The sequence below is a fragment of the Pseudazoarcus sp. NS34 genome, from assembly GCF_059703725.1.
This window is the reverse complement of sequence record NZ_BAAKIZ010000001.1, coordinates 428,237-450,862: the sequence shown is the minus strand read 5'-3', so window position 1 is coordinate 450,862 and position 22,626 is coordinate 428,237. Positions and strand designations below refer to the sequence as shown.

21 protein-coding genes are annotated in these 22,626 nt (G+C 59.6%); 9 read left to right on the top strand and 12 right to left on the bottom strand.

Annotation, left to right across the window (positions count from 1 at the left end):
* Positions 1 to 17 precede the first annotated feature (17 nt).
* From rsfS to AC6H0N_RS02200, 6 genes are all read right to left on the bottom strand, one after another.
* Positions 18 to 368 carry a ribosome silencing factor gene (rsfS, locus tag AC6H0N_RS02225; RefSeq protein ID WP_497572419.1) on the bottom strand — a complete coding sequence of 117 codons (351 nt, stop codon included), beginning with the start codon at positions 366 to 368 and terminating at the stop codon, positions 18 to 20.
* Positions 368 to 1,030: a nicotinate-nucleotide adenylyltransferase gene (gene nadD / locus AC6H0N_RS02220; protein WP_497572418.1), complete on the bottom strand. Its 663-nt coding sequence runs from the start codon at positions 1,028 to 1,030 to the stop codon at positions 368 to 370. The genes rsfS and nadD overlap by 1 nt, the downstream gene beginning before the upstream one ends.
* Positions 1,011 to 1,784 carry a BPSS1780 family membrane protein gene (locus tag AC6H0N_RS02215; RefSeq protein ID WP_497572417.1) on the bottom strand — a complete coding sequence of 258 codons (774 nt, stop codon included), beginning with the start codon at positions 1,782 to 1,784 and terminating at the stop codon, positions 1,011 to 1,013. The genes nadD and AC6H0N_RS02215 overlap by 20 nt, the downstream gene beginning before the upstream one ends.
* A 40-nt stretch (positions 1,785 to 1,824) precedes the next feature.
* Positions 1,825 to 2,772, bottom strand: a complete 948-nt coding sequence (locus tag AC6H0N_RS02210; RefSeq protein WP_497572416.1) for a homoserine kinase — start codon at positions 2,770 to 2,772, stop codon at positions 1,825 to 1,827.
* Between the two features lie 21 nt (positions 2,773 to 2,793).
* Entirely contained in the window at positions 2,794 to 3,111 is a 318-nt protein-coding gene (locus AC6H0N_RS02205; protein WP_497572415.1) for a DUF2782 domain-containing protein, read from the bottom strand.
* A 100-nt stretch (positions 3,112 to 3,211) separates the two neighbouring features.
* Positions 3,212 to 3,937, bottom strand: a complete 726-nt coding sequence (locus AC6H0N_RS02200; protein ID WP_497572414.1) for an LOG family protein — start codon at positions 3,935 to 3,937, stop codon at positions 3,212 to 3,214.
* Between the two features lie 91 nt (positions 3,938 to 4,028).
* On the opposite strand from AC6H0N_RS02200, the gene polA reads away from it, so the two are divergent.
* The 6 genes from polA (at position 4,029) to AC6H0N_RS02170 (ending at position 12,597) form a co-directional block, all read left to right on the top strand.
* Positions 4,029 to 6,737 carry a DNA polymerase I gene (polA, locus tag AC6H0N_RS02195; protein WP_497572413.1) on the top strand — a complete coding sequence of 903 codons (2,709 nt, stop codon included), beginning with the start codon at positions 4,029 to 4,031 and terminating at the stop codon, positions 6,735 to 6,737.
* 97 nt (positions 6,738 to 6,834) lie between these two features.
* Positions 6,835 to 8,571, top strand: coding sequence for a carbamoyltransferase family protein (locus AC6H0N_RS02190; protein ID WP_497572412.1), 1,737 nt, complete (start codon positions 6,835 to 6,837; stop codon positions 8,569 to 8,571).
* 127 nt (positions 8,572 to 8,698) lie between these two features.
* Positions 8,699 to 9,694 carry a hypothetical protein gene (locus AC6H0N_RS02185; protein WP_497572411.1) on the top strand — a complete coding sequence of 332 codons (996 nt, stop codon included), beginning with the start codon at positions 8,699 to 8,701 and terminating at the stop codon, positions 9,692 to 9,694.
* A 48-nt stretch (positions 9,695 to 9,742) separates the two neighbouring features.
* Entirely contained in the window at positions 9,743 to 10,429 is a 687-nt protein-coding gene (locus tag AC6H0N_RS02180) for a hypothetical protein (protein WP_497572410.1), read from the top strand.
* Positions 10,422 to 11,516, top strand: a complete 1,095-nt coding sequence (locus AC6H0N_RS02175; protein WP_497572409.1) for a glycosyltransferase family 9 protein — start codon at positions 10,422 to 10,424, stop codon at positions 11,514 to 11,516. Before AC6H0N_RS02180 ends, AC6H0N_RS02175 begins: the two co-directional genes overlap by 8 nt.
* Before the next feature lie 46 nt (positions 11,517 to 11,562).
* Complete coding sequence (locus tag AC6H0N_RS02170) at positions 11,563 to 12,597, top strand: ATP-grasp fold amidoligase family protein (protein WP_497572408.1); 1,035 nt, start codon at positions 11,563 to 11,565, stop codon at positions 12,595 to 12,597.
* Here the strand turns inward: AC6H0N_RS02170 and AC6H0N_RS02165 are convergent.
* Both AC6H0N_RS02165 and AC6H0N_RS02160 read right to left on the bottom strand, forming a co-directional pair.
* Positions 12,556 to 13,536: a glycosyltransferase family protein gene (locus AC6H0N_RS02165; protein WP_497572407.1), complete on the bottom strand. Its 981-nt coding sequence runs from the start codon at positions 13,534 to 13,536 to the stop codon at positions 12,556 to 12,558. The two genes, AC6H0N_RS02170 and AC6H0N_RS02165, sit on opposite strands and share 42 nt — an antisense overlap.
* A 246-nt stretch (positions 13,537 to 13,782) precedes the next feature.
* Entirely contained in the window at positions 13,783 to 14,661 is an 879-nt protein-coding gene (locus AC6H0N_RS02160; RefSeq protein WP_497572406.1) for a capsular polysaccharide synthesis protein, read from the bottom strand.
* Positions 14,662 to 15,024: 363 nt separating this feature from the next.
* On the opposite strand from AC6H0N_RS02160, the gene AC6H0N_RS02155 reads away from it, so the two are divergent.
* Together AC6H0N_RS02155 and AC6H0N_RS02150 are read left to right on the top strand one after the other, a co-directional pair.
* The gene (locus AC6H0N_RS02155) at positions 15,025 to 15,687 is read left to right on the top strand and encodes a sulfotransferase (protein WP_497572405.1); all 663 of its coding nucleotides are present in this window, start codon (positions 15,025 to 15,027) and stop codon (positions 15,685 to 15,687) included.
* 61 nt (positions 15,688 to 15,748) lie between these two features.
* On the top strand, positions 15,749 to 16,684 hold the full coding sequence (locus AC6H0N_RS02150) for a glycosyltransferase family 2 protein (protein WP_497572404.1): 936 nt from the start codon (positions 15,749 to 15,751) through the stop codon (positions 16,682 to 16,684).
* Positions 16,685 to 16,886: 202 nt separating this feature from the next.
* On the opposite strand, the gene AC6H0N_RS02145 is transcribed toward AC6H0N_RS02150, so the two are convergent.
* From AC6H0N_RS02145 to AC6H0N_RS02130, 4 genes are all read right to left on the bottom strand, one after another.
* Positions 16,887 to 17,537 carry an acetyltransferase gene (locus tag AC6H0N_RS02145; RefSeq protein ID WP_497572403.1) on the bottom strand — a complete coding sequence of 217 codons (651 nt, stop codon included), beginning with the start codon at positions 17,535 to 17,537 and terminating at the stop codon, positions 16,887 to 16,889.
* Entirely contained in the window at positions 17,534 to 18,676 is a 1,143-nt protein-coding gene (locus AC6H0N_RS02140) for a DegT/DnrJ/EryC1/StrS family aminotransferase (RefSeq protein WP_497572402.1), read from the bottom strand. Before AC6H0N_RS02140 ends, AC6H0N_RS02145 begins: the two co-directional genes overlap by 4 nt.
* 126 nt (positions 18,677 to 18,802) lie before the next feature.
* A complete protein-coding gene (locus tag AC6H0N_RS02135; RefSeq protein WP_497572401.1) occupies positions 18,803 to 21,004 on the bottom strand; it encodes a lipopolysaccharide kinase InaA family protein in 2,202 nt (733 codons plus the stop codon).
* A complete protein-coding gene (locus tag AC6H0N_RS02130) occupies positions 21,001 to 21,567 on the bottom strand; it encodes a lipopolysaccharide kinase InaA family protein (RefSeq protein ID WP_497572400.1) in 567 nt (188 codons plus the stop codon). The genes AC6H0N_RS02135 and AC6H0N_RS02130 overlap by 4 nt, the downstream gene beginning before the upstream one ends.
* Positions 21,568 to 21,762: 195 nt before the next feature.
* Here AC6H0N_RS02130 and rpoH point away from each other — a divergent pair, with 195 nt between their 5' ends.
* Positions 21,763 to 22,608 carry an RNA polymerase sigma factor RpoH gene (rpoH, locus tag AC6H0N_RS02125; protein ID WP_497572399.1) on the top strand — a complete coding sequence of 282 codons (846 nt, stop codon included), beginning with the start codon at positions 21,763 to 21,765 and terminating at the stop codon, positions 22,606 to 22,608.
* Positions 22,609 to 22,626: the final 18 nt, after the last annotated feature.

Genomic DNA, 22,626 nt, shown 5'->3' with positions numbered 1-22,626 from the left:
TGCTCCGGACTGCAGGCTCAGGCCTTGCGCGCGGGGCGGCGGGACGGCGAGGCCGACCACAGTTCCTCGAGGTTGTAATGGCTGCGGATGGCGGGCTGCATGATGTGTACGACGATGTCGGCCAGATCGACCAGCACCCACTCACCGCTCTCTTCGCCTTCAATGCTGATGACGTCGCCGCCGGCCTCTTTGACCTTCTCGTGCACGTGGCGGGCGAGCGCACGGGTCTGACGATTGGAGTCGCCGCTGGCAACCACGACGCGGTCGAACAGGGGCGTCAGGCGAGAGGTGTCGATAACTTCGATATCGCGCGCCTTGATGTCTTCGAGTGCGTCGATGACGGTTTTTTCGAGTTGCTTGATGTCCATTAGGGGCTGCTGTACAGGGAGTGGGCGGCAATATAGTCGACAACGGAATGGGGGAGCAAATAACGCGGGCTCCGTCCGTTGCACAACATTGCTCGGATTTCCGTGGCTGAAATGGCCAGCGGAGTCATGTCGAAACGAACGATTTCGCCGGCAGGCGCCGTGCGCAAGCAGACCGGGTCACGGCTGATGTGCTTGCCGAACGCAGCGCGCAATGCGTCGGGCAACTCGTCGGGAGAGTGGCCGGGGCGGCCCGCCACCGCGAGGTGGGTGAGCTGCAGAATGTCCTGCCAGCGGTGCCAGCTAGCCAGGCCGAGAAAGGCGTCGGCGCCGAGCAGCAGTACGAGCGGACGCTGGCCGTGCTGTGCACGCAGGCGTTCGAGTGTGAGCACAGTGTAGCTGCGTCCGGTGCTGCGCACTTCGCTCTCGTCACAGGAGAACAACGGGTTGCCGGTGATCGCGTGGCGCACCATTGCCAGCCGGTGTTCGGCCGGCGTCTGCGGGGTGTCGCGGTGTGGTGGTGAGCCGGCGGGGATGAAGCACACCTCGCTCAGTGCCAGCGCCTCGCGCGCTTCCTCGGCCAGCCGCAGGTGGCCGTTGTGGATCGGGTCGAAGGTGCCGCCGAACAGTCCGAGCGGGGCGGCCTCAGCCGGCGGGCGGTACATCTTGGTCCCAGCCGAACACGTCGCGCGCGTTGGCGTAGAAGCTGGCAAAGGTGATCGGCAGCAGGATCAGCGGCAGGATCAACGTAAGCAGGGTCGAGAACAGCGGCGCGATCATGGCCGCGAGGCTGACCAGGATGCGCGGTAGAAAACCCAGCATCAGGAACAGAGTGAGACCGAACAGCAACAGCGGCCGCCAGTTCTGCAGGCAGGCATAGAGGCTGAAGAACAGCGCCTTGCCGGCGGGTACGCGCCACCATCCGGCAAGGATCGGCGCGAACCAGTAGGCCGCGAGCACCGGCAGCGACATCAGGCTGCCGGCAATCAGGGCGTTGCCGAAATCAGGCAACTGGCCTTCGGGGTCGATACGCTCGGCGCCGGTCAGGATGCGCATCAGCGCACCATCGTCGAAGGGAATCGTCAGGTACACCACCGCCATCGTGCCGATGAAGTACATGCCGCCGATGGCCATCAGATTGGGCATCAGCTTGGGCTGAAAGCCGGAGAACAGGACGTTGGGCCCGGTCTTGCGGCCCTCATCGACAGCGCGGCAGGTGTTGAGCAGGCCCAGCGACATCATCGGCATCAGCAGATAAGCCAGCGGCTGGCCGATGGTGGGTATGGCGCTGATGAGCAGCAACAGCAGCAGATAGGTGAAGGAGGCGAAGATCAGCAGGGCCGGATTGCGGCGCCATAGCCTGGCGCCCTCGACAACCCATTGCCAGCCCTGGCGGAAGGGGAAGCGTCTTGCTTGCATCGTGAGGAGGTTCTTTCCTGTCGGGTGTGCGCCGCGGCCCTCAGGCGGCGGCAGGAAGCAGAGGAGTTTCGGCGATCCGGTGCTGCAGGATGACGCGGAACTCGTCGGGGTTCTTGACCTGCACCATCTCGCCGCCGCGCGGCAGGTGCATGTCCTCGAGGCGCGACAGCCAGAAGCGCAGGGCTGCGGCACGCAGCGCTGCCGGCCAAAGCCGGCGCTCGGCGTCGGTGAACTCGCGTTCGGCGCCGTAGGCACTGAGCAGCGCAGCGCTGCGCGCGGCGTCGAGCCTGCCGTCGGCCATCGTACACCAGTCGTTCACGGTGACCGCCACGTCAAACAGCAGTGCGTCGTTGCCGGCGAAATAGAAATCGATGACGCCGCCGATCAGCTCGCCGTCCCACAACACGTTGTCGCGGAACAGGTCGGCATGGATCACGCCCTGCGGCAGCACAGAGAAGTCCTGCTCGGCCTGCCAGGCGAGTTCGGCCTGCAGCAGCCTGGCCTCTTCGGCGTTCAAGTGCGGCAGCACGTTTGGCGCGACCGAGGCCCGCCACTGCGCCCCGCGCGGATTGAGCTGGCGGCGGCCGTAGGACTGACCTGCACGATGCAGGCCGGCGAGCATGGCGCCGACGCGGGTGCACTGCGCCGGCGTGGCTTCGTCGATGGACTTGCCTGAGAGCCGTCGCACCAGCGCGGCGGGACGACCGGACAGGGTGCCGAGGTATTCGTTGTGGCGGTTGGCCACCGGCGCCGGCACGGGCAGGCCGTGGTGGGCCAGATGGGCGGTGAGATACAGGTAGTAGGGAAGATCGGCGCGCGGGATGGCTTCGAACAGCGTCAGCACGTAGCGCCCGAGGGTGGTCGTGACGAAGAAGTTGCTGTTCTGCACGCCTGCTGCGATGCCTTCGAACTCGACGAGGCGACCGACGGCGAAGCTGTCGAGCCAGCAGGCGAGATCGTCATGGCTGACGGGGGTGAATACCGACATCGGCGCGCGGTCAGTTGCGGCTTACCAGGATTTGATCACCCACATCGGCACCGACAACTCGGGCCGTTGATCGCGCCGGATCATCACGCCATCGCCCTTCTGGTCGACAAGGTAGTAGGGCACGCCATGTGCCGGCGTGACCTTGACCATATAGAGCTTGCCGTTCATGCGGTATTCCTGCACCTCGTCGCCGCCACGTTGAAGAATGGTGACTTCGGGTTCGACCGGATCGTCGGTCATGCCTTCCGGCGGGGGCGGCGGTGGGGGAAGCGGTTCGAGGATCTGGGCGGCGGCGGGCAGTGAAACGGCCAGCAGCAGGATCATCAGGAAGCGGGTCATGTCGGTCTCCGTGCAATGCATGCATTCTAGCGTTTTACGGGCGGGGTGGCCCGGCTGGCGCGCAGCGGGCATCGGGCGGATGTGAGCCTGTGGCGCGCCGTCACAGGTTCAGCATCAACTCGTGCTCTTCCGGCAGCATCTCGAAGCCACGTGTCTCGTAGTGCTTGAAGATGGCCGCCACGATTTCAGCCGGCTCGTCGATGATCTGCACGAGGTCCATGTCGTCGGGGTTGATCATGCCCTCTTCGATGAGGCGGTCGCGGAACCAGGCGAGCAGGCCTTCCCAGAACGGGCGGTGCACGAGGATCACGGGGATCCTGCGGCTCTTGCGCGTCTGGATCAGCGTCAGCACTTCGAGCAGTTCATCCAGCGTGCCGAATCCGCCCGGCAGCACCACGTAGGCCGCGGCGAACTTCACGAAGCAATACTTGCGCGCGAAGAAGTGCTTGAAGGTTTGCGAGATGTCCTGATACGGGTTGCCGTGCTGTTCCATCGGCAACTGGATGTTGAGACCCACCGACGGGCTCTTGCCGTGGAAGGCACCCTTGTTGGCCGCTTCCATGATGCCGGGGCCGCCACCGGAGATCACCGAGAAGCCGGCGTCCGAGCACTGGCGCGCGATGTCTTCGGCCAGTTCGAAGTAACGGTGGTCGGCGCGGGTGCGCGCGCTGCCGAAGATCGAAACGGCCGGGCGGATGGCGTTGAGCCGTTCCGTGGCCTCGACGAACTCTGACATAATCCCGAAAATCCGCCAGGATTCGCGGGCGTTGAAGCTGTGGGCGTCACTGCCGGGCACAATGCCGGGGATTTTCTCTTTCGCCGTCATGTAGTTCTCTTGTTGTTTTCGTCGTCATGCGCCGACACGGTTTTTTGACCCGTGCTGCGGGCGGCGGTTTCTCCGCCAAGGAAGTCCAGAAATGCCCACGCTGCTGCTCGTAGACGGTTCCAGTTATCTCTACCGCGCTTTCCATGCGATGCCCGACCTGCGCAATTCGGCCGGTGAGCCGACGGGAGCCGTGCGCGGCGTGCTGTCGATGCTGCGTCGCCTGGAGAACGAGTACGCGGCAGAGTATCGCGCCTGCGTCTTCGACGCCAAGGGCAAGACCTTTCGCGATGATTGGTATCCCGAATACAAGTCCCACCGCCCGCCGATGCCGGATGACCTGCGCGCGCAGATCGAGCCGCTGCACGAAGGCGTCGATGCCGAGGGCTGGCCGCTGCTGATGGTGGACGGCGTGGAGGCCGATGACGTCATCGGCACGCTCACACGTCAGGCCGTCGAGGCTGGCTGGGAAGTGGTGATCTCGACCGGCGACAAGGATCTCACGCAACTCGTGCAGCCCGGTGTGCGCTGGGTCAACACCATGAGTGAAGAGGTGCTCGACACCGCGGGCGTGACCGAGAAGTTCGGCGTGCCGCCGGAGCGCATCGTCGATTACCTGACGCTGGTCGGCGACACCGTGGATAACGTGCCGGGCGTGGAGAAATGCGGCCCCAAGACCGCCGTGAAGTGGCTCACCGAATACGGCACGCTCGATGCCATCGTCGCCAACGCCGACAAGGTCGGCGGCAAGGTCGGCGAGAACCTGCGCAAACACCTGGATTTTCTGCCGCTTGGTCGCAAGCTGGTGACGGTTGCGCTCGACCTCGATCTGCCCTTCAAGCCGGCCGATCTGCCGGCGCGCTCCGACGACAAGGCGCGCTTGCGCAAGCTCTACGAGCGCATGGAATTCCGAAGCTGGCTGCGCGACCTCGATCGCGACGGCAAGCCCGACGCGGTGGTGGCTGCCACCGAAGAGGCGGCTCCTGACGAAGACCTGGGCCGCGAGTACGAAACCATCCTCACGTGGGAGGCCTTCGACGCCTGGTTTGCGCGCATCGAAGCCGCCGAACTCACCGCCTTTGACACCGAAACCACCAGTCTTGAGCCGATGCTGGCGAAGCTCGTCGGCATGTCGTTTTCGGTCGAGCCCGGCAAGGCGGCCTATCTGCCGCTCGCCCATCGCGGCGCGGACGCGCCCGAACAGCTGCCGTTTGACGAGGTGCTGGCCAGGCTCAAGCCCTGGCTGGAATCCGACCAGCGCCCCAAGCTTGGCCAGAACCTGAAGTACGACGCCCATGTGCTGGCGAACCACGGCATTGCCCTGCGCGGCATCGTCGAGGACACGCTGCTCGAATCCTATGTGCTGGAGAGCGACAAGTCGCACGACATGGATTCGCTTGCCCTGCGCCATCTGGGCATTACCACCATTCCCTATACCGACGTGTGCGGCAAAGGCGCCAAGCAGATCTGCTTTGATGAGGTGGCCATCGACCGCGCCACTGAGTACGCGGCAGAGGACGCCGACATCACGCTGCGCCTGCACCGCCGCCTTGGCGGTCAGCTTGCACGCGAAGCGCAGCTCGCCGCGCTGTACCGCGACATCGAACTGCCGACCATGCAGGTGCTGTTCGAAATGGAGCGCACCGGCGTGCTGATCGACCCGTTCCTGCTGTCGCAGCACTCGGAAGAACTCGGCCGCCGCCTGCACGATCTCGAGCTGGAAGCCCAGTCACTCGCCGGTCAGCCATTCAACCTCGGATCGCCCAAACAGCTCGGCGAAATCCTGTTTGGCAAGCTCGGCCTGCCGGTGGTCAAGAAGACCGCCACCGGCCAGCCCTCGACCGACGAAGACGTGCTCACGCAACTGGCCGAAGACTACCCGCTGCCCAAGCTGCTGCTCGAGCACCGCGGGTTCGCCAAACTCAAGAGCACCTATGCCGACAAGCTGCCGCGCATGGTCAACCCGAAAACCGGCCGCGTGCACACCAGCTTCGCGCAGGCGGTCGCCGTCACCGGCCGGCTGTCGAGCTCGGATCCCAACCTGCAGAACATCCCCATCCGCACGCCCGAAGGCCGCCGCATCCGCGCTGCTTTCATCGCGCCGCGCGATCACGTCATCGTGTCGGCCGACTACTCACAGATTGAGCTGCGCATCATGGCTCACCTGTCGAGCGACGAGCGTCTGCTCGAAGCCTTCGCCCAGGGCGAAGATGTGCACCGCGCCACCGCGTCCGAGGTGTTCGGCGCGCCCGCCGCCGAAGTCACCAACGAACAGCGCCGCTACGCCAAGGTCATCAACTTCGGCCTGATCTACGGCATGAGCGCGCACGGTCTGGCGAAGAACCTCGGCATCGAGCGCGGCGCCGCACAGGGCTGGATCGACCGTTACTTCGCCCGCTATCCCGGCGTCGCCGACTACATGGAGCGCACCAAGGCCGAGGCCAAGGACAAGGGCTACGTCGAAACCATCTTCGGCCGCCGCCTCTACCTGCCCGACATCCGTGCCCAGCAGGTCGGCCGTCGCCAGGGCGCCGAGCGCGCCGCCATCAACGCGCCGATGCAGGGTACGGCAGCCGATCTCATCAAGAAAGCCATGATCGCCACGCAGGGCTGGCTGCTGGCCGAGAAGCTGAAGTCGCGCCTGGTGCTGCAGGTGCACGACGAACTGGTGCTGGAAGTGCCCAGTTCCGAACTGGATGTCATTCGCGCCGAACTGCCGAAGCTGATGGGCGGTGTGGCGGAGTTGTCGGTGCCGCTGCTGGTTGAGGTTGGGGCGGGCGACAATTGGGATGAGGCGCACTGAGTCGCTCGCCGCGCTGCCCCCTGTATAATTCCGGCTGGTTTTTCATACATGTAGCCGGCCTCGCCTCGCGGCGATGCGGCGAAGAAAAGGATTGCCCTTGTCTCTGACCATTCTCGGCCTGTCCGGCGCGCTCAATCACGACCCGTCGGCGGCGCTGTACATCGACGGCAAGCTCATTGCAGCAGCCGAAGAAGAGCGCTTCGTACGCGATAAGCATGCGAAAGGGCGCATGCCATACGAATCCGCGAAGTTCTGCCTGGAATTCGCCGGCATCAAGCCATCGGACGTCGATGTGGTGGCTATTCCGTTTGCTCCGATCAGCCTGTTCGGCCCCGCACGCTGGCGCTACGCCCAGCGTTATTGGTATGCGCCGGATCGCGCGCTCGATGCCATTCTGATGGGCAATCGCCGCTTTCACCGCTACCGCCGGCGCATCGAATGGTGTCTGCAGCAGCTCGGCTTCGACCTGAAGAAGGTCGAACTGGTGCCGGTGGAACATCATCTCGCGCACGCCTCCAGCGCCTATCACTGCTCCGGCTTCCAGCAGAAGACGGCGATCATGGGCATCGACGGCAAGGGTGAGTACGCCACCACCTTTTTCGGCTGGGGCGAGAACGGCAAGATCCACAAGATCAAGGAATTCTTCGACCCGGATTCGCTCGGCGGCCTGTATGGCGCGATCACCGAATATCTCGGCTTCGAGATGCTCGACGGCGAGTACAAGGTGATGGGCATGGCGCCGTATGGCGATGCCGCACGCCACGATTTCTCGCGTCTGGCGAAGTTCGAGAACGGCGAGCTGGTGATCAATACCGAATACGCCAATGTGATCGGCTTCCGCCGCTACAAGGAAAAGGGCAAGGGCTTCTACTTCTCGCCCAAACTGATCGAGTGGCTCGGCCCGATGCGCCACGGCGACATCGCCGATGACCCCTACATCCATTACGCCGCGAGCATGCAGAAGCTGTTCGAAGACCTTGCGCTGCAGATGATGGAGTACTACCTCGGGGACATCCTGCGCGAGACCGGCCGCATCGCTTTCGCTGGAGGGTGCGCGCTCAACGTCAAGCTCAACCAGAAGATCATCTCCCGCCCCGAAGTGCGCGAGCTGTTCGTGCAGCCTGCCTCGGGCGACTCCGGTACGGCGGTGGGCGCAGCGTCCTACGTGTCGGTTGCGCGCGGCGTGCCGGTCGAGAAGATGGAGCACGTCTATCTCGGCCCGGCCTACAGCAACGAAGACGTCATCGCCGCCTGCGCTCGGCACCCGTCCAATCCGCAGTGGAAGCTGATCGACAAGGTGCCCGAGCGCATCGCACAGTTGCTGGCCGACGGTCACCCGGTGGCCTGGTTCCAGGGGCGCATGGAGTTTGGCCCGCGCGCCCTTGGCGGCCGTTCAATCATCGGTTGCCCCAGCGCCCCCGGCGTTGCCGACCGCATCAACGAACAGATCAAGTTCCGCGAACGCTGGCGCCCGTTCTGCCCGAGCATGCTCGACACCGTCGGCCCGCGCATGTTCGGCTCCGACCACCCCGCGCCCTTCATGACCTTCACCTTCGAGGTTGAGGAAGAATGGAAGACGCGCGTGCCCGAAGTCGTGCACGAAGACGGTACCGCCCGCGCTCAGGTCCTCAAGCGCGACTACAACCCGCGTTACTACGATCTGATGGTCGAGATGGAGAAACTCACCGGCAACGGCGTGGTGCTCAACACCTCGCTCAACCGCCGCGGCGAACCGATGATCTGCTCGCCAACCGATGCGCTGAACATGTTCTTCGGATCGGATCTGCAGTATCTGATCATGCAGGACGTGTTGGTGGTGAAAGTGCCGGCCTGATAGATCTGGCGCAAAAGCGATGCGCGATCGCTGTCTTGGGCAGGGGCTCTGATCGAGAACGGAGCTCCTGATCCTTACGACGTTAGCGCGCCGGCAGGGTAAAGCGTGACGGCATATGGATTAATGAATGCTCAACTTATTCTTTTGCAGGACGGAATTCGAGGCGATGGTCTGCGTCCAGATCATGGCGACCATTCCAGAGTCGGAGCCTTGCATTCTATACGCCAAGAAAAATGGCGCGTTCAACCTCGCATCCACATTGTCCAGGGCTCAGGTCAGATTTGTCGATGACGAGGGCGAGTACGCGACGTCCCTGATGACCACGCGAAAACTTGCGCGGCTCGTTTGTGATGACGCGCGAGAAATGTTGTCTATTACTATATTCGCAGCGGATTACAGCGCTAGTGTTTGCAGTGTGATCGGAGCGCTGCAGGCGCGAGGCGCAGCCGTGGCTGTCCGTCTCTATCCTCACGGCGTCGGTAGCGTTCGCTATCGCCCGTTCAGCTCGGCAGAGAAGCTGTTGATCAGGCTTAAGGCCGGTGCTCGCCGCCTGCTGGGTGATCGTCGTTACACGAATCTTGACGACGCAAGGGGTTATGGCGCGCCATTGACGACCGCCGTTTACGCTCTGTCCGGCCAAGAGACTGAAGTGGGGCGACTGCACGCAACGGTGCTTCAGGTGCCTGATGCTCCGTTGCCCTGCGCTGCCTGTGACCAGCTGAATCGTGCGTTGGTTGTCGGGCAATCAACCATTAGAAGCCACTTTGAAACGCCGGAAGTGGAGCGACGCATCGTTGAAAGGATCAAAAGTTTGGCCGAGAGCGCCGGCTTGGAAGGAATTGATTATCTTGAGCATCCTCGCCGGAAGCTCAACCGCTGTCTGTACGATGCGGACTTTGAAAATGTTCAGACGGACTTGAGCGCAGAAGTTCTTGCGATCACCAAGGGATATCGGATGATCATTTCGTTTTCAAGCTCAGCACTTATCTATTCTAGAGTCCTGATCAAAAATGCTGACGTGAGAGTGATTTCAGTGGGAATGAACGCGGTTGAATTGGTGCCAAAACTTGATGCGATCAAACGCACTTATACTCAGGTCGGCGTGGAGTTTCAGGATGTGTGATGTGTTTCGGGAGAATTTTATGAGGCTGTGCAGATGAGTTCAAGATTGGTGAAGGTCTTCATCGGCTACGATCCGGTTGAAAGCATTGCGTGGCATGCGATGGCCCATTCAATCATGGAGTTGTCTTCAGCGCCTGTCTCAATCGTGCCATTGAATATCCGGAACTTGCAGGGCATATACACGCGCGACCGCGATCCAAAGCAGTCAAACGAGTTCTCCTTTACACGCTTTCTCGTTCCCTACCTCTGCGAATATCAAGGATACGCCGTATTCTTTGACTGCGACATGATGCTGCGGTGCGATATTTCCGGGATATTCGAAGGATTGAGCGCCGATCCTGAGCTCGCTGTTTCGGTGGTGAAGCATGACTACACGCCACGCGACAGCATCAAGTTTCTCGATACGGTCCAATATCAATATCCGAGAAAGAACTGGTCTTCGGTTGTGGCATGGAATTGCGAGCATCCCGCCAACCGCATCGTGACTCCCCAGTTCGTGAACACCGCTTCGCCGATGGATCTGCATCGATTCACGTGGTTGCAGGATGAGCAAATCGGTGAGCTAGATGTCCGTTGGAACTGGCTGGTTGGAGAGTACGACGAGCCCCCTAGCGATGTCCGCAATGTGCACTGGACGATTGGTGGGCCGTATTTCACCGAGTATGCTTCCGCAGATTTTTCGGATGAATGGTTCGCCTTGCGCGAACGAATGACATTCTGCAAGCAACGTGGCTGAGTCTGACGTTTTTCCTGTTGCGGGCGTGCGCAAGCTTCCGCGTCTTGCTGTGGTCTTTCCCGACAAGATCGGGGATGCCCTGGTGTTTCTTCTGCTTGCCCAGAATATGCGCCTCAATGGCTTTGAAGTGGATTGCTATGGACATCTTCCGACGGCCATTGCGCCTTGGCTCATCGACCTAAATGCCTATCCCTTCAGGCTCGACAGCCTCGATTCGGTAGAAGGAGGGGTAGATATCTGCCTTCTCGATGACATGCTTGATCGTCTCGAAGCGTACGATTTCGTCATTAGCTACTGGGATGTACGACTCTGTAGAGGATTGCCTGAGGATCGCCTTGCATACTTGAGGTCTCGGTGGTTCCTGCTCAATTTCTCACCGGTGCCTCAGCAGGAGTTTGATTTCAAGGGATGGCGCACCAGAGCCCGTGGGCGCGAGTTGGCAGAATGGTGCGAAGCGATGGCATCGGGAGCCTCTGGGCTTGAGTATCGCAGTTTCAAAGGCTCAACATTTGCGGAGATTGTCGCGTCATACGTGTTGAACTCGATGAACTTTCCACGCTCGTCGAGCGTTATTCCGATACGGGCGCCTGAGGGTTTGATCAGGGGGCGCCATAAGAACCGAATTGTTTTCAGCCCCGATTCGGGAGGGGGGGTAGATCACTCTAAGAACTGGTCGGAACGGGGTTTCATTGCCGCTATGCGTCGATTGCAGGGGGCGGGGGCGCAGCCGGTTGTGGTTGTCCATCCGGATTTTCGCGGTCATTGGGAGTTTCTGCTGAATGGGGAGTTTCCAGTCGCGAAAACCGACAGCATCGCCGCGCTCGCGGCGTTCATCTACGAGTCTGGCGGAGTGATTGCCAACGATTCCGGCAACGGCCACATGGCATCGTTTCTTGGGGTTCCTGTGGTGACTATTACCAAGCGGCGCAAACCGAATTTTCGCTGGCGCCCATCGTGGGGTCCGCGCGCGGTAGTCTGCCCGCTTTTTTCCTTTCGCTTTTTCGGGCAGACCGTATGGAGACCTTTTGTTGGCGTAAGGCGCGTCTGCAGGGTCGCTCAAAAGTTGTTCGGTCAGGGCTCACTGTAGCTGAGTTATTGGGCACTTTGAGGCCTAGGGCGATGTTGAGGTTGCCATGTTGAAAAGGTTTATTCGCCGATTGAGGACCTTCCCCGCCTTCGCGGAGGTTGCGAGACAGCTTCGCGCGCTTAAGAATGCCGGGGCTTTTTTTGACTATCCGCGTTCCTTTCCAGGCTTCATGCGCGGAGTTGATTTCTATTCAAGATCAGATCTCTTCTTTGCCATTGCGAAGTCTTTCAGTGACTACAGGATTCGGTTCGGTGCCTACCCGTCTCTTTTGAACCCGCGCTCGTTTAACGAGAAGATTATTTGGCGCAAGTTCTTGTGGGGCTTCAAGGTTCCAGAGTCGGGGGATAAACTTCAAATCAACAGGATCGTAGGCGAAGCTGTGCTGCGCCGGGTCGGTGCTCCTCAAGTAGTGTGGTCGTCAGAAGAGCCACGGCTTCCAAGGAATGATCAGGTCCCTGCTGGGAATTATTATTTGAAGGCTAGTCATGGAAGTGACATGTATCGCCGGGTGTCTTTTCCGATGGCTGACACTGAAAGGGAGTGTTTAGAACGACTTGTCGGTGTATGGCTGGGTAAGCGCTACGGCATCGAGCACGGAGAGTGGTGGTACAACGCCTTTCAGGCTAGGGTGTTTCTGGAAGTCGACGTTTGCGGTGAGGAGAGGTCTGTCACCTACAATCTTTTTGTATTTCGCGGTCAGTTAGCGCTTGCAGCCGCAATCCGGAAGGGAGTTCCAGGTGTCAGGGGCGGGCTTGTACGGGTCATGTTGGACGGAGATTTCCAGGCGCTGTCAGGCTATGAGGAAGCTCTTGGCGGCCTTGACGGTGCGCAGTGCTCCATTGATCAGCAGCGGATCATGCGTGAGGCTGCGTGTGCTATTGGTAAGGGCTATGACTTTATCCGGGTTGATTTTCTGATCGGGTCCGATGGCGTGGTCTATCTAGGTGAGCTAACGTTTACTCCGGGAAACGGGCGCACGGTGCGCCCAGAGCATATCGAGAGAATGCTGAGCGATGGCTGGGTGCTCACGCCCAGTGATTCAATTTATGGCGTTTCTCAAGCGCTCGAAAAGCGAGGATAGCAACCTTGGGTGTTTTCCTGTAGACGGGAGAGCGCGCATTGGGGAGCGGATCGATTCTGCGATATCAATTCCCAACTTTGAGAAACCGTGATTGTTGTGTGCAAGGATAGTGCCGGCTTTAGAGATTCTGGTTGCTAGTTCCGGGTTAGATAGAAGCGTTTGATATTTGCTTACGGCTTCTTCCGCGTTTCGATAGAGCACGACGTTCTCCATATCTCTAAAACCGATTGCGCTGTTCTCGGTCGTCCCTTGATCTTGAACAAGCAGCAGGCAGCCTGCTGCCATGGCCTCGAAGTTCTTCAGCATGTATTCGCCCATGCCGGAATCAGCGCTAAGAAACACTTTTATCCTGTTCAAGGTAGATACATATTCTTCCCCGGATTCGGTGCGCCCAACGTGCAGGGGGATACTCTGCCCAATGCGCTCCAGCATTTCGACGCGACGTTTGTAGTCCCCATGAGTTGTGCTACCAAGGAAAGCAATGGGGATATCGCGCTCAATCATTCTGTCTGTGATGGCTCGATCGTCGAACCCTTTCGGAACGAAAGCACAGTCCACTCCCTCGCTACATAGCTTTTGAGTGGTCTGATAGCCAGAGGAAATGACGCGACACGCCGGGGTGGCCGCGTAGAGGGTCGAGTACGCGCCCTTGTACTCGCTGTCTTCTGCGTAATTCTGCCAAGCGTCGTACTCAAGAAAAACGACGCCCGGGATTTCTGCCAGCCAGCGTTTTTGGGGTGCCAAGCGCTTGATGCGCGAGGCGATGATGATTCGGTCGAAGCTTTCAAGGGGATATGCTTTGAGTGATCCGCGAAGGCGTGTCTGTTCATCTGATGACAGGCGCAAAATTTCAAAGTCTTCGAAGCGGCTTCCGATCGCCTCATAAAGGGTGTCGAGGATCGCTCGGCGCTCCTTCATTACTATCATTAATGATTTCATTCATACCTCTTTGCGTCGGGCTCTTTCGGTGAGGCCAATGTGGCTCAGCAACTTGTTGCTCGCATCCGGGCGGCCGGACCACAAAGGGACAAGTGTTGGATGTCGCGAAATACTGAAGGCCGGGCGCCGACCTTACGCTCGTGCGGACTGCAGACCGTAAGACAGTTAAAGTCATTGCTTGGACATCCGCTACAGAGTGAGAGCTATTGGTGCTTCCCCTGAGGCTCCCCAGCGCTATTGTAAAGACTAAGTTGGCGTTGCGTGCTCAAAGTAGCGGCCCGTCTTCAGTGCTGGAGTGCCGTAAGTTCGAATCATGAAGCTTAGAACAGATCCCGGGTCGCCGAGCGCTTGGCTATGGCGCCAGTTGAGCTTATGCATCCTGTGCGGGATTCCGCTCAGGGCCCGCTCAGATATATAGGAGAGTTTGTTGGAGAGCCCTTGTCGGCAGGCCTCAGAGTGAGGGTGGCAGAGGATGCCTGGTGTGCTATCCCAGATGGATCGCAGGTCACTGCGACTATGAACCAGGGCTGAGAACATGTAATGGAAGATAAAGTACGGGTATCCCTTAAGTATTTTTGTTACCGGCCGGTAAAGCCAAAAAACAGTAGTGTGGGTTGATCGGTTGAATAGCTTCGAGAGGCGCTGGACTGTTTTTCTTGATCTTTCAGAAATTTTCCCTATCTCTGGGCGCCCGAAAAACTCATAGTGATGCTCGAGCAGCGCAGCGACAAGGGGATTTCCGGGGCAGGCTACCAAAAACCAGTTTGCGAGCAACCGATCTGCGTGTGAATTTCGAAATGCGAAGAAGCCAGAGCTTGATAGGTCAGGTAACCACGCGTCTAGTGAGTCGCAGCAAAGCGTGGTGGCATCTGCCCACACTCCGCCATACTTTGTGAGTAACGCAAGCCGAATCAGGTTGGACTTCTTTGTGCGCCCCATCTCTTCAATCGCCCGGATGGGGAGCTCTATGGTGACAAAGTCGCCCACTGTTTCCGCGTCGAGTGTGATCAGCTCCCAGCTTGGGTTGTGTTCGCGCCACGATGCAATGCAAAGGCGCACTAGAGCGGGTGCATTGGCTTCCCCTTGATCCCAGTAAATCCAGATTTTACGTGGGATATCGGGCATCTTTCCACCTCTTTGTAATGTTTGGAGCCCGCCCCGTCCGGTGGGGAGTTGCTGGCAAACAGTGGGCGAAGTCACTAGGAGGGGCGGCACGAGGGAGGCTGTTGTGCGGCACCAGCTTTATGTTGGGCCGCCGATCAGTGTCGATTTTCGCTGCGGCATGTTTTCGGGGCGTACCAACTATGCGGATATAGTATCCTGGGGCTTCTTTGCAAAGGCAACTGTGATGCGCTCAGGGCGACGCCAAGCTTACATTATTGGGTGAGACGATGTCCTTCTGTTCCGAAGCCGCTTCAAATGGGGTTGTGCGGTTAGAGGCGGGGCTCAAGTTATTGGTATGGTGATCGTATGGGATTTTTAAAGTCAGTGCGCCGTCGCTACCGTTCAGCGTACGAGTCGATCCGAGTGAAAGGGCGGACAAAAATTTTCTGTATTGGCTGTAACAAGACCGGTACGACTTCACTTGGACTGGCTTTCCGTGATCACGGTTTCGTTGTTGGTCGGCAGCGTACGGCTGAATGGATTTGCGCACGCCACTACCGCCAAGGTAATTTCGACGCGCTCATATCGTATTGCGAAAGCGCGCAGGTTTTCCAGGATATCCCATTTAGCTTGCCCGGAACCTTCAAGTATTTGGATTTAGCCTATCCCGGGAGCAAGTTCATTTTGACCGTGCGCGACTCCCCAGAGCAGTGGTGCGACTCGGTCGTGCGCTTCCAGTCGAAGATGTTTGGTCAGAACGGGCGGGAGCCGACCGCTGAAGATCTGCGTGGCGCCACTTATTTGTTCCCCGGATGGGCATACGAGCGACACAAAATGTATGGGGTCAATGATGACAATCTGTTCGATCGTAGCACGCTCATTGCCCATTATGAACGGCACAACGCGGATGTCATTGATTATTTTCGTGAGCGTCCGGACGATTTGCTTGTTCTGAACCTTGCCAAAGCTGATGCGTTCGAGTCTTTCATTCGATTTGTTTCTGTCCCCCCTCGGTATAGCTGTTTTCCGTGGGAAAACCGCACTTGAGAGCGCGGAAGCAAGCGAATGGGTCGTGCGGAAGTGTCAACTTGGAAGTGACGGAAGGACTATGAGCGAATCGGATCGCGTGCTGGAAGTGCTCGTTGGCGATGCGGCCTTGTCGCCGCGGCGGACGTCTCCGGTGGTGAGCATTTGCTGTGTCAGCTACAACCATGCCCCGTATATCGCGGATGCGATTGAGGGCTTTCTCGCGCAGCGGACAGAGTTCCCTATTGAAGTTTTGATCTATGATGATGCGTCTAATGACGGCACCGCGAGTATTATTCGGAGCTATGCAGACCGTCATCCCGAGGTTATTTTTCCAATCTTTGCTCAGGTCAATCAGTACAGTTTGGGGGTTCGCACCTATCGCTTCAATCTAGAGCGTGTGCGAGGCGAGTTCGTCGCATTCTGTGACGGCGATGACTACTGGAGTTGCCCTGACAAGCTCGCTAGGCAGGTGGCGCTAGCTCGGGTTAGCGGTTGCGGATTGGTGTTTCACGCTGCCCGTAAGGTGCGCGACGGGGCCGACGATGGGCTGGTTGGAGTCTATGGTCAAGATACTCAGCGTGTGCCAGTCGAGACAGTGATTGCTCGTGATCGAGGAATGATTCCTACCGCTGCGTGCCTGATTTCGCGCCGTGCCGCACAACAGCTTGTCGAATTTATGGCATCTCGAAGCTATCTGGCTATGACGGATGTCTATCTGCAGATTTTTGGCGCGCTGAATGGCGGGGCACTCTACCAAAACGACACCATGTCGGTATATCGCTATCGTGTTCCTGGGTCCTGGAGTGCAAGAGTCAAGCAATCGGATGCGGCAGTCTTCAGTCATGCCAGTGCGCGAGTGCGCTCATTCGAGGAGCTGGACGTTCTGACCGGTCGTCGTTATCGAAGGCCGATCGTTCGCGCCAACAACAAGTGGATCTTCAAAGTTTGGAGGCGCGGTGAGGTGCGTTTTTCTGATCGCATACGACTGTTGCGTAAGCTGCGCTGGCCGTATTGAGCAGTGTCTTTTGCTGACGTGATGCATCACTGACTGGATCATCGAAAACTGCCGATTCTGTCTTGGTGGAGTCGACGCCCTCTCGGATTTAACGAATTGATCGTGCGGCTACTGCGGTGCGAGAAGTGCTGACCTCAGTCGTGCTAGGGCTTAAATGGGTTGCCCAGGGCCGACGAATGGATCGCTCGCGTGGCCACCGGTTCTAATTCTCAATTGACGAAGAGTTGGCTGGATGTCCGACATACGTCAGTCCGGCCGCGGCGTTTGATAACAATACGGAGCCAGCACCAAGTGTCACATCTGCGCCGATATGGAGATTGTCGCGGATAACGGCGCCAAGTCCCACGAACGATCCGTCGCAAATCGTTACGTTCCCCCCCGTCACGGCACTAGACGCAATGAAAACATGGTCTCCGATGTGGTTGTGATGGCCCACATTAGCGCCGGCGCGGATGATGGTGTTGTGTCCAACATGCGTGAACGCCTGGATGGTCACATTCTCGAAGACGAGGCAGTTCTCGCCGACTTCGGCTCCGCTCCAAAGTTTCGCACTGCTTGAGACGTAGCGGGCAAATGTGTACCCCCGGTCACGTGCCTGCTTGAATCTTTCTCGCCTCAAGGCGTTAAGTCTGGCCCCCCCGATTGGAAGTAGCAGTTCAACCCGATCCGGCGGAAGCACCGTGGCAAGGTCTTCAAAGGCGACAATTGGGAGCCCATCGCATTGCTGATCGTTCATGAAGCGGCGGTCCACGGTAAACGCCGAAATGCGACGTCCGGCGTCGTGCTCAAGGCAATGACGGACGAGCTTCGCAAAGGAGCCGGTGCCGAAGACCACGATAGGCAAGGCGGTCATGGGGTCACCGTACGCTCCGCACCGGCGTGTGAACGGATAGCGAGAAGCACTCGATCCACGTCGTCACTGGCCATGGTCGGGAAGATCGGAAGGCATAGAATTTGGTCCGCAGCTTTAGATGCGTGTGGGAGATTTTCGGCGCTGGCTGAGGGCAGTCCGCTGTACATCGGAAAGGTGCTTAGCAGCGGATAGAAGTAGCGTCTGGTGAAAATGTTCGCGGCACGTAGGCGCGAGTGGAGATCATCGCGCGTGAGCGGAAAATGCTCGGTCACCAGAACTGGAAAGTAGCCAGCATTGTTCTCGGCTGCGGTGTTCCAGTCGGGAACTTCAATTCCTCCAATGCCCTTGAGCGCCTCCGCATAACATTTAGCGATGCGACGGCGCGCTCCCAGTGCGGCGTCGATATGCTCTAGCTGCAGCAATCCGAAGGCAGCTGATATTTCGCACATCTTGCCGTTGATGCCGAGAGACGTTACCGATACTTCGTCCTCGATTCCGAAATTTTTAAGGTTGTTCAGGTGTTGGTACATCTTGTCTGAAGCGCAGATGATGGCTCCGCCCTCAAAGGTGCTGAACACCTTAGTGGCGTGAAAGCTAAGGACGCTCATGTCTCCATGGCGTAGTACGCTACCGCCGGCGTCTGTAATGTCGAAAGCGTGAGCTGCATCGTAGATGACCCGAAGGTTGTATCGATCAGCGATCGCTTGGATAGCGGCAGTGTCGCACGGTCTTCCATAGCAATGCACCGGTACGATCGCGGTAGTGCGCGGCGTTATAGCAGCCTCAATGCGCTTCGGGTCGATGTTGAAAGTGTGCGGGTCGATGTCAACGAAAACCGGTTTGATCCCATTCCAGAGCAGAGAGTGCGAAGTGGCTACGAATGAGTAGGGTGTCGTTATGACTTCGCCCGTGACCCGAAGCGCTTGTAAGGCAGTTACGAGCGCCAACGTCCCGTTCGCGAAAAGCGCCAGGCGGCCGATGCCGAGTCGGTCGCAGAGAGCAGCTTCCAGCCCCGCGTGCATGGGGCCGCAATTGGTCAGTGCGCCGCTTTGCCAGATTCGTTCGATGTAGGGGAGGAACTGCTCCAGTGGAGGTAGCAGTGGGCGTGTTACGAAGAGCGGGCGGGGGTCGGAAGTCATGCGCTCACAAAGCCGGAATGATGCGCTCGCCTCCAGCCCTTGAGTAGGTCCGGCGCGCGCGGGTCGAGTTGCGAGATTACTTGAGTTTTGATTGCTGCGGTATAAGCGAGGGGGTAGAAGGCATGCTTAGAACTTGAGCCGCTTATAAAGCGCGCTCTTGCGCAGTCTTCGCTTGAGCGAGGACTTGCGGTCATAGAGGAAAATGCCGGTCCGCAGACGCCAGCCGGGCTCGCCGCTACTGACCGAGAAATAATGGGATATGAAGCTCTCTCGTCCCCGTTCGTGCAATTTGTGGCAAACGCGGATCAGGTCCTGCAGGCGTTCGTGCTGAGGAGTGCGCCCTGGATGCAAGGTAATCCGGCCTGTATCGATGAGGTTGAAGCGCAATGTCTCGCCGTCCTGCTGGATCAGGATGTTGCCGCCGGATAGGTCGCGGAAGTACACGCCCCGGTCATGCATGTTGCACACAAAGCGGGCGAGTGCTGCGAACAGGAGTTCGGGCGCGATATCCAGAGCGGGCTTGCCACGTTTGATCGAGGCGAAGGCAAGGCTGACCGGGATGGAGCTTTCGACGTGCTCACAGATGTAACTGTTGCCGGTAAGACTTTGCAGTGGCCGCTGCTCAAACCAAGCCACGGGTGGTGCGGCGCGGATTCCGCGCCGCTGCAGTTCGATCGTGCCGTTCCAGCTGCGTAGCGCCTTGGACGGCTTGAGGCGGTCGAGCAGTTTCTTATGCAGATGATGCTTTACTGGCTGTTTGAGAACCAGTTTTCGTTCAGGCGAGCGGGGGTCCGGTACGCTCCAGATCACGTTGCGCGCAAAGCGCATTGCGCCCTGTTGGCGTCCGGCTGGAGGATGCGTTCGGGTGGGGTGCAGCGCTTCGATCAGGTGCTCAGCGTCGCTTGTGGAGTCGGCAAGCACCATGCCGTGCCACGCCGCATCACGCACATAGTGCAAGACCCTTGAGTCGTGTCGGTGGATGCGCACGTTTGGCAATGGAGCAGCCGAGGCGAGTATTGACACGTGGCGCGTTGCTGGCCAAGCAAGGTAGACCAGCTTTTCAGAGATCAGTGAAGGAGGGCGTAGCTGGGGTTCTCCGTCACGCGTGAGGGCACTTGCTGCGTCGAGGTCGTCAGCTGAGTACAGGTCGCAAGCCGCGGCGGCGAGGCCATTCGTTGTCCATGCTACGTGGATCAGCTTTTCCGAGTTGCGGAAGGCATGGACTTCGAGGCCGTCACTATTGCTCAAGCGGCCTTCATAGTGACAGCCGGGAATGGTGCGCGAGAACGTTGCAAAGGCTGCAAGAGCGGGCCGTGCCCGGAAGGCGTCAGGTTGGCCGTCGACGCTGGCGTAGTGCGTGATGCGTTCGAGCTTCGGGTACGCAAACTCTCCGTCATCTACCAGCCCCTCGCGATGGCATACCAACGGCCCCCACCAGGCGGCTTCGAGTGCGCCCGAGGCGGCGCACAGCACCATGTAGCGCGACAGGTAATCAGCCTGCTTTTGTTCGCTGTCGGGCAAGAAGCGTTCGATGCGCGGCAGGGTCCAGAACGCGGCGGGCGACATCAGGCGCGGCACGCCGAAGTCCGCGCCGATACGCTGCAGCAGGCGGGCCTTGCGGATCAGGTTGAAACGTATCAGCGGGGCGAGCGTGTGGCCGAGGATCTTGTGATCCCAGCGCTCGGGCTCGGTGCAGCGCTCGGAGAACAGGTTGTCGGTGTGGATGTCGGGTAGCAGCTTGCGGTCGCGCAGCAGGCGCAGCAGCCCGACGTTCCAGACCGGTTCGAAATCGGTCACGCTTGGGCCAGCCAGCGTGATGCCGCGCTTGCGCGTTTCCTCGTGGGCGACCTGCCAGGTCGCGAGGAAGCCTTCCAGCGAATAGCCGGCCCAGCGTCTGCGGTTGACCGTCGAGCAGGCTTCGAGCATCCCGATGCGAGAACCGAAGCGCTCCAGCGTTTCGGAAACGAAATTTCGCCATGCTTCGGCAGCGTCCGCCGCCGGCATGGCCCGCGCGGCCTCGGCAGGCTGCACCAGATGCAGCATTACATCGAAATCGGCGGCGATCAGCGCTTCGAGAAAGCGCGCGACGTAGTTGTCGCCATCTCCGTAGGTGAAGTCCAGCCGCACGCGGCGGATGCCGGCTTCACGCAGGATGCGGATGACGGCCTCATCGGTAGCCGGGTCGGCGTTGGTAGCGACGCCGACACCGGCGAAACCGTCTGGCACGCGATGTCCGGTCGGCGGCAGATGCCCCTTGCGCATGAAGAAGCGACCGCGCAGCAGGGCCGATAGGTTGGCCAGCAGAAAGTGTTTGAGCGTGGGTTTCACTTGAGGCGGCCGATCGGTGGCTTGTGGCTGGGGTCGAGAATGACGTTGCGGTCGAGCCATTCACGCTCTTCGGGCAAGCCTTCCATGCGGTTGAGGTTGCGCTTACGCCAGAACATGCTGAGTGGACGCCGATGCACGCGCAGGTCTGAGATGTCGATCAGGCCGAGTTCGCCGCTGGGCATCATCACGATGTTTCCTAGATGCAGCGAGCGGAAATAAATGCCCAGATCGTGCAGCCGGCGCACGAACAGATTGAGCGCGATGCGCAGATAAGCGCGATCGATGGCTTCCATCGGCTTCTGCAGCAGCTCGCGCAGCGTCTCGCCGGGCAGCGGGTGGTAATGCACGGCATCGCGAGCGATCTCGCCGATGCGATAAATTTCGATCACCTGGGGGCAGGGAATGTCCCGCCGTTGCAGCGCCCCCGAATTGTCGGCAAAGCGCTGCGCATAAGGGTTCCATGCGGCCGAGGAGAGCAGGCGCTTCCGACGGAAGAGCTTGATGTACGTGCCATCGGGCTGCAGCAGGACTTTTTCGCCGTGGCCGTCTTTTTCCACGGACACTGCGCCGCAGCGCAATTCCATCCATGCGTCTTGAGAGATATGTTTCAAGCTATTTTTCGAAGAGGTGTCGAAGCAGCGAGCAGTCTACCGTCTCGCGCGAACGGATGTGTGTCCGCAGAGGACGGGAACCTGACGGGGTCTTAGCACTCCTAAGTATCGAGTGCTAAAATGCCCCGCACAGGAGGTTGGACAAACATGACTCACGCCTTGTCTTTTCCCGTTCCGGCTGCCGCTGGCAGCATCGACCAGTACATTCAGTCGGTCAATCGCATTCCGCTGCTGAGCGAGCAGGAAGAGCGCGCGCTGGCGACCCGGTTGCGTGATGAGGGTGATGTGGATGCGGCGCGTCAGCTGGTGATGTCGCACCTGCGGCTGGTGGTGTCGATTGCGCGTGGCTATCTCGGTTACGGCCTGCCGCACGCGGATTTGATTCAGGAGGGCAGCATTGGCCTGATGAAGGCCGTCAAGCGCTTCGATCCAACGCGCGGCGTGCGGCTGGTGTCGTTTGCGATCCACTGGATCAAGGCCGAGATACACGAGTACATCATTCGCAACTGGCGTCTGGTCAAGATCGCGACGACCAAGGCGCAGCGCAAGCTGTTCTTCAACCTGCGCAGCATGAAGGCCGACAGCAATACCTTGAGCCGTGACGATGTGGATGCCATGGCGGCAAAGCTCGGCGTCAAGCCCGAGGAGGTGGTCGAGATGGAAACCCGTCTGACCGGGCGCGACATGCCGCTGGAGGGCTCCGGGGACGAAGATGATGCCTTTGCCCCGATCGCCTATTTGCCCGATCCGCATGCCGAGCCTTCCGAAGTGCTCGAGCAGGCCGAACAGGCACGCTTGTGCGACGAGGGCCTGCACGATGCGCTCGGCAGTCTGGATGAGCGCAGCCGCGACATCGTGCGCCGTCGCTGGCTGGTCGAGGACGGCGGCGCCACGCTGCATGAACTGGCCGCCGAGTACGGCGTTTCGGCCGAGCGTATCCGCCAGATCGAAGCCAAGGCCATGCAGAAGATGCGCGGTCTGATCGCGGCCTGACAGACCGTACGGACCTCC

Bases quoted from the DNA above. Each gene is read 5' to 3' on its own strand.
- AC6H0N_RS02210 (WP_497572416.1), bottom strand. From the start codon at position 2,772: ATGTCGGTATTCACCCCCGTCAGCCATGACGATCTCGCCTGCTGGCTC.
- nadD (WP_497572418.1), bottom strand. From the start codon at position 1,030: ATGTACCGCCCGCCGGCTGAGGCCGCCCCGCTCGGACTGTTCGGCGGC.
- rpoH (WP_497572399.1), top strand. From the start codon at position 21,763: ATGACTCACGCCTTGTCTTTTCCCGTTCCGGCTGCCGCTGGCAGCATC.
- rsfS (WP_497572419.1), bottom strand. From the start codon at position 368: ATGGACATCAAGCAACTCGAAAAAACCGTCATCGACGCACTCGAAGAC.
- AC6H0N_RS02200 (WP_497572414.1), bottom strand. From the start codon at position 3,937: ATGACGGCGAAAGAGAAAATCCCCGGCATTGTGCCCGGCAGTGACGCC.
- AC6H0N_RS02140 (WP_497572402.1), bottom strand. From the start codon at position 18,676: ATGACTTCCGACCCCCGCCCGCTCTTCGTAACACGCCCACTGCTACCT.
- AC6H0N_RS02185 (WP_497572411.1), top strand. From the start codon at position 8,699: ATGCTCAACTTATTCTTTTGCAGGACGGAATTCGAGGCGATGGTCTGC.
- polA (WP_497572413.1), top strand. From the start codon at position 4,029: ATGCCCACGCTGCTGCTCGTAGACGGTTCCAGTTATCTCTACCGCGCT.
- AC6H0N_RS02165 (WP_497572407.1), bottom strand. From the start codon at position 13,536: ATGAAATCATTAATGATAGTAATGAAGGAGCGCCGAGCGATCCTCGAC.
- AC6H0N_RS02160 (WP_497572406.1), bottom strand. From the start codon at position 14,661: ATGCCCGATATCCCACGTAAAATCTGGATTTACTGGGATCAAGGGGAA.
- AC6H0N_RS02205 (WP_497572415.1), bottom strand. From the start codon at position 3,111: ATGACCCGCTTCCTGATGATCCTGCTGCTGGCCGTTTCACTGCCCGCC.
- AC6H0N_RS02145 (WP_497572403.1), bottom strand. From the start codon at position 17,537: ATGACCGCCTTGCCTATCGTGGTCTTCGGCACCGGCTCCTTTGCGAAG.
- AC6H0N_RS02150 (WP_497572404.1), top strand. From the start codon at position 15,749: ATGAGCGAATCGGATCGCGTGCTGGAAGTGCTCGTTGGCGATGCGGCC.
- AC6H0N_RS02170 (WP_497572408.1), top strand. From the start codon at position 11,563: ATGTTGAAAAGGTTTATTCGCCGATTGAGGACCTTCCCCGCCTTCGCG.
- AC6H0N_RS02215 (WP_497572417.1), bottom strand. From the start codon at position 1,784: ATGCAAGCAAGACGCTTCCCCTTCCGCCAGGGCTGGCAATGGGTTGTC.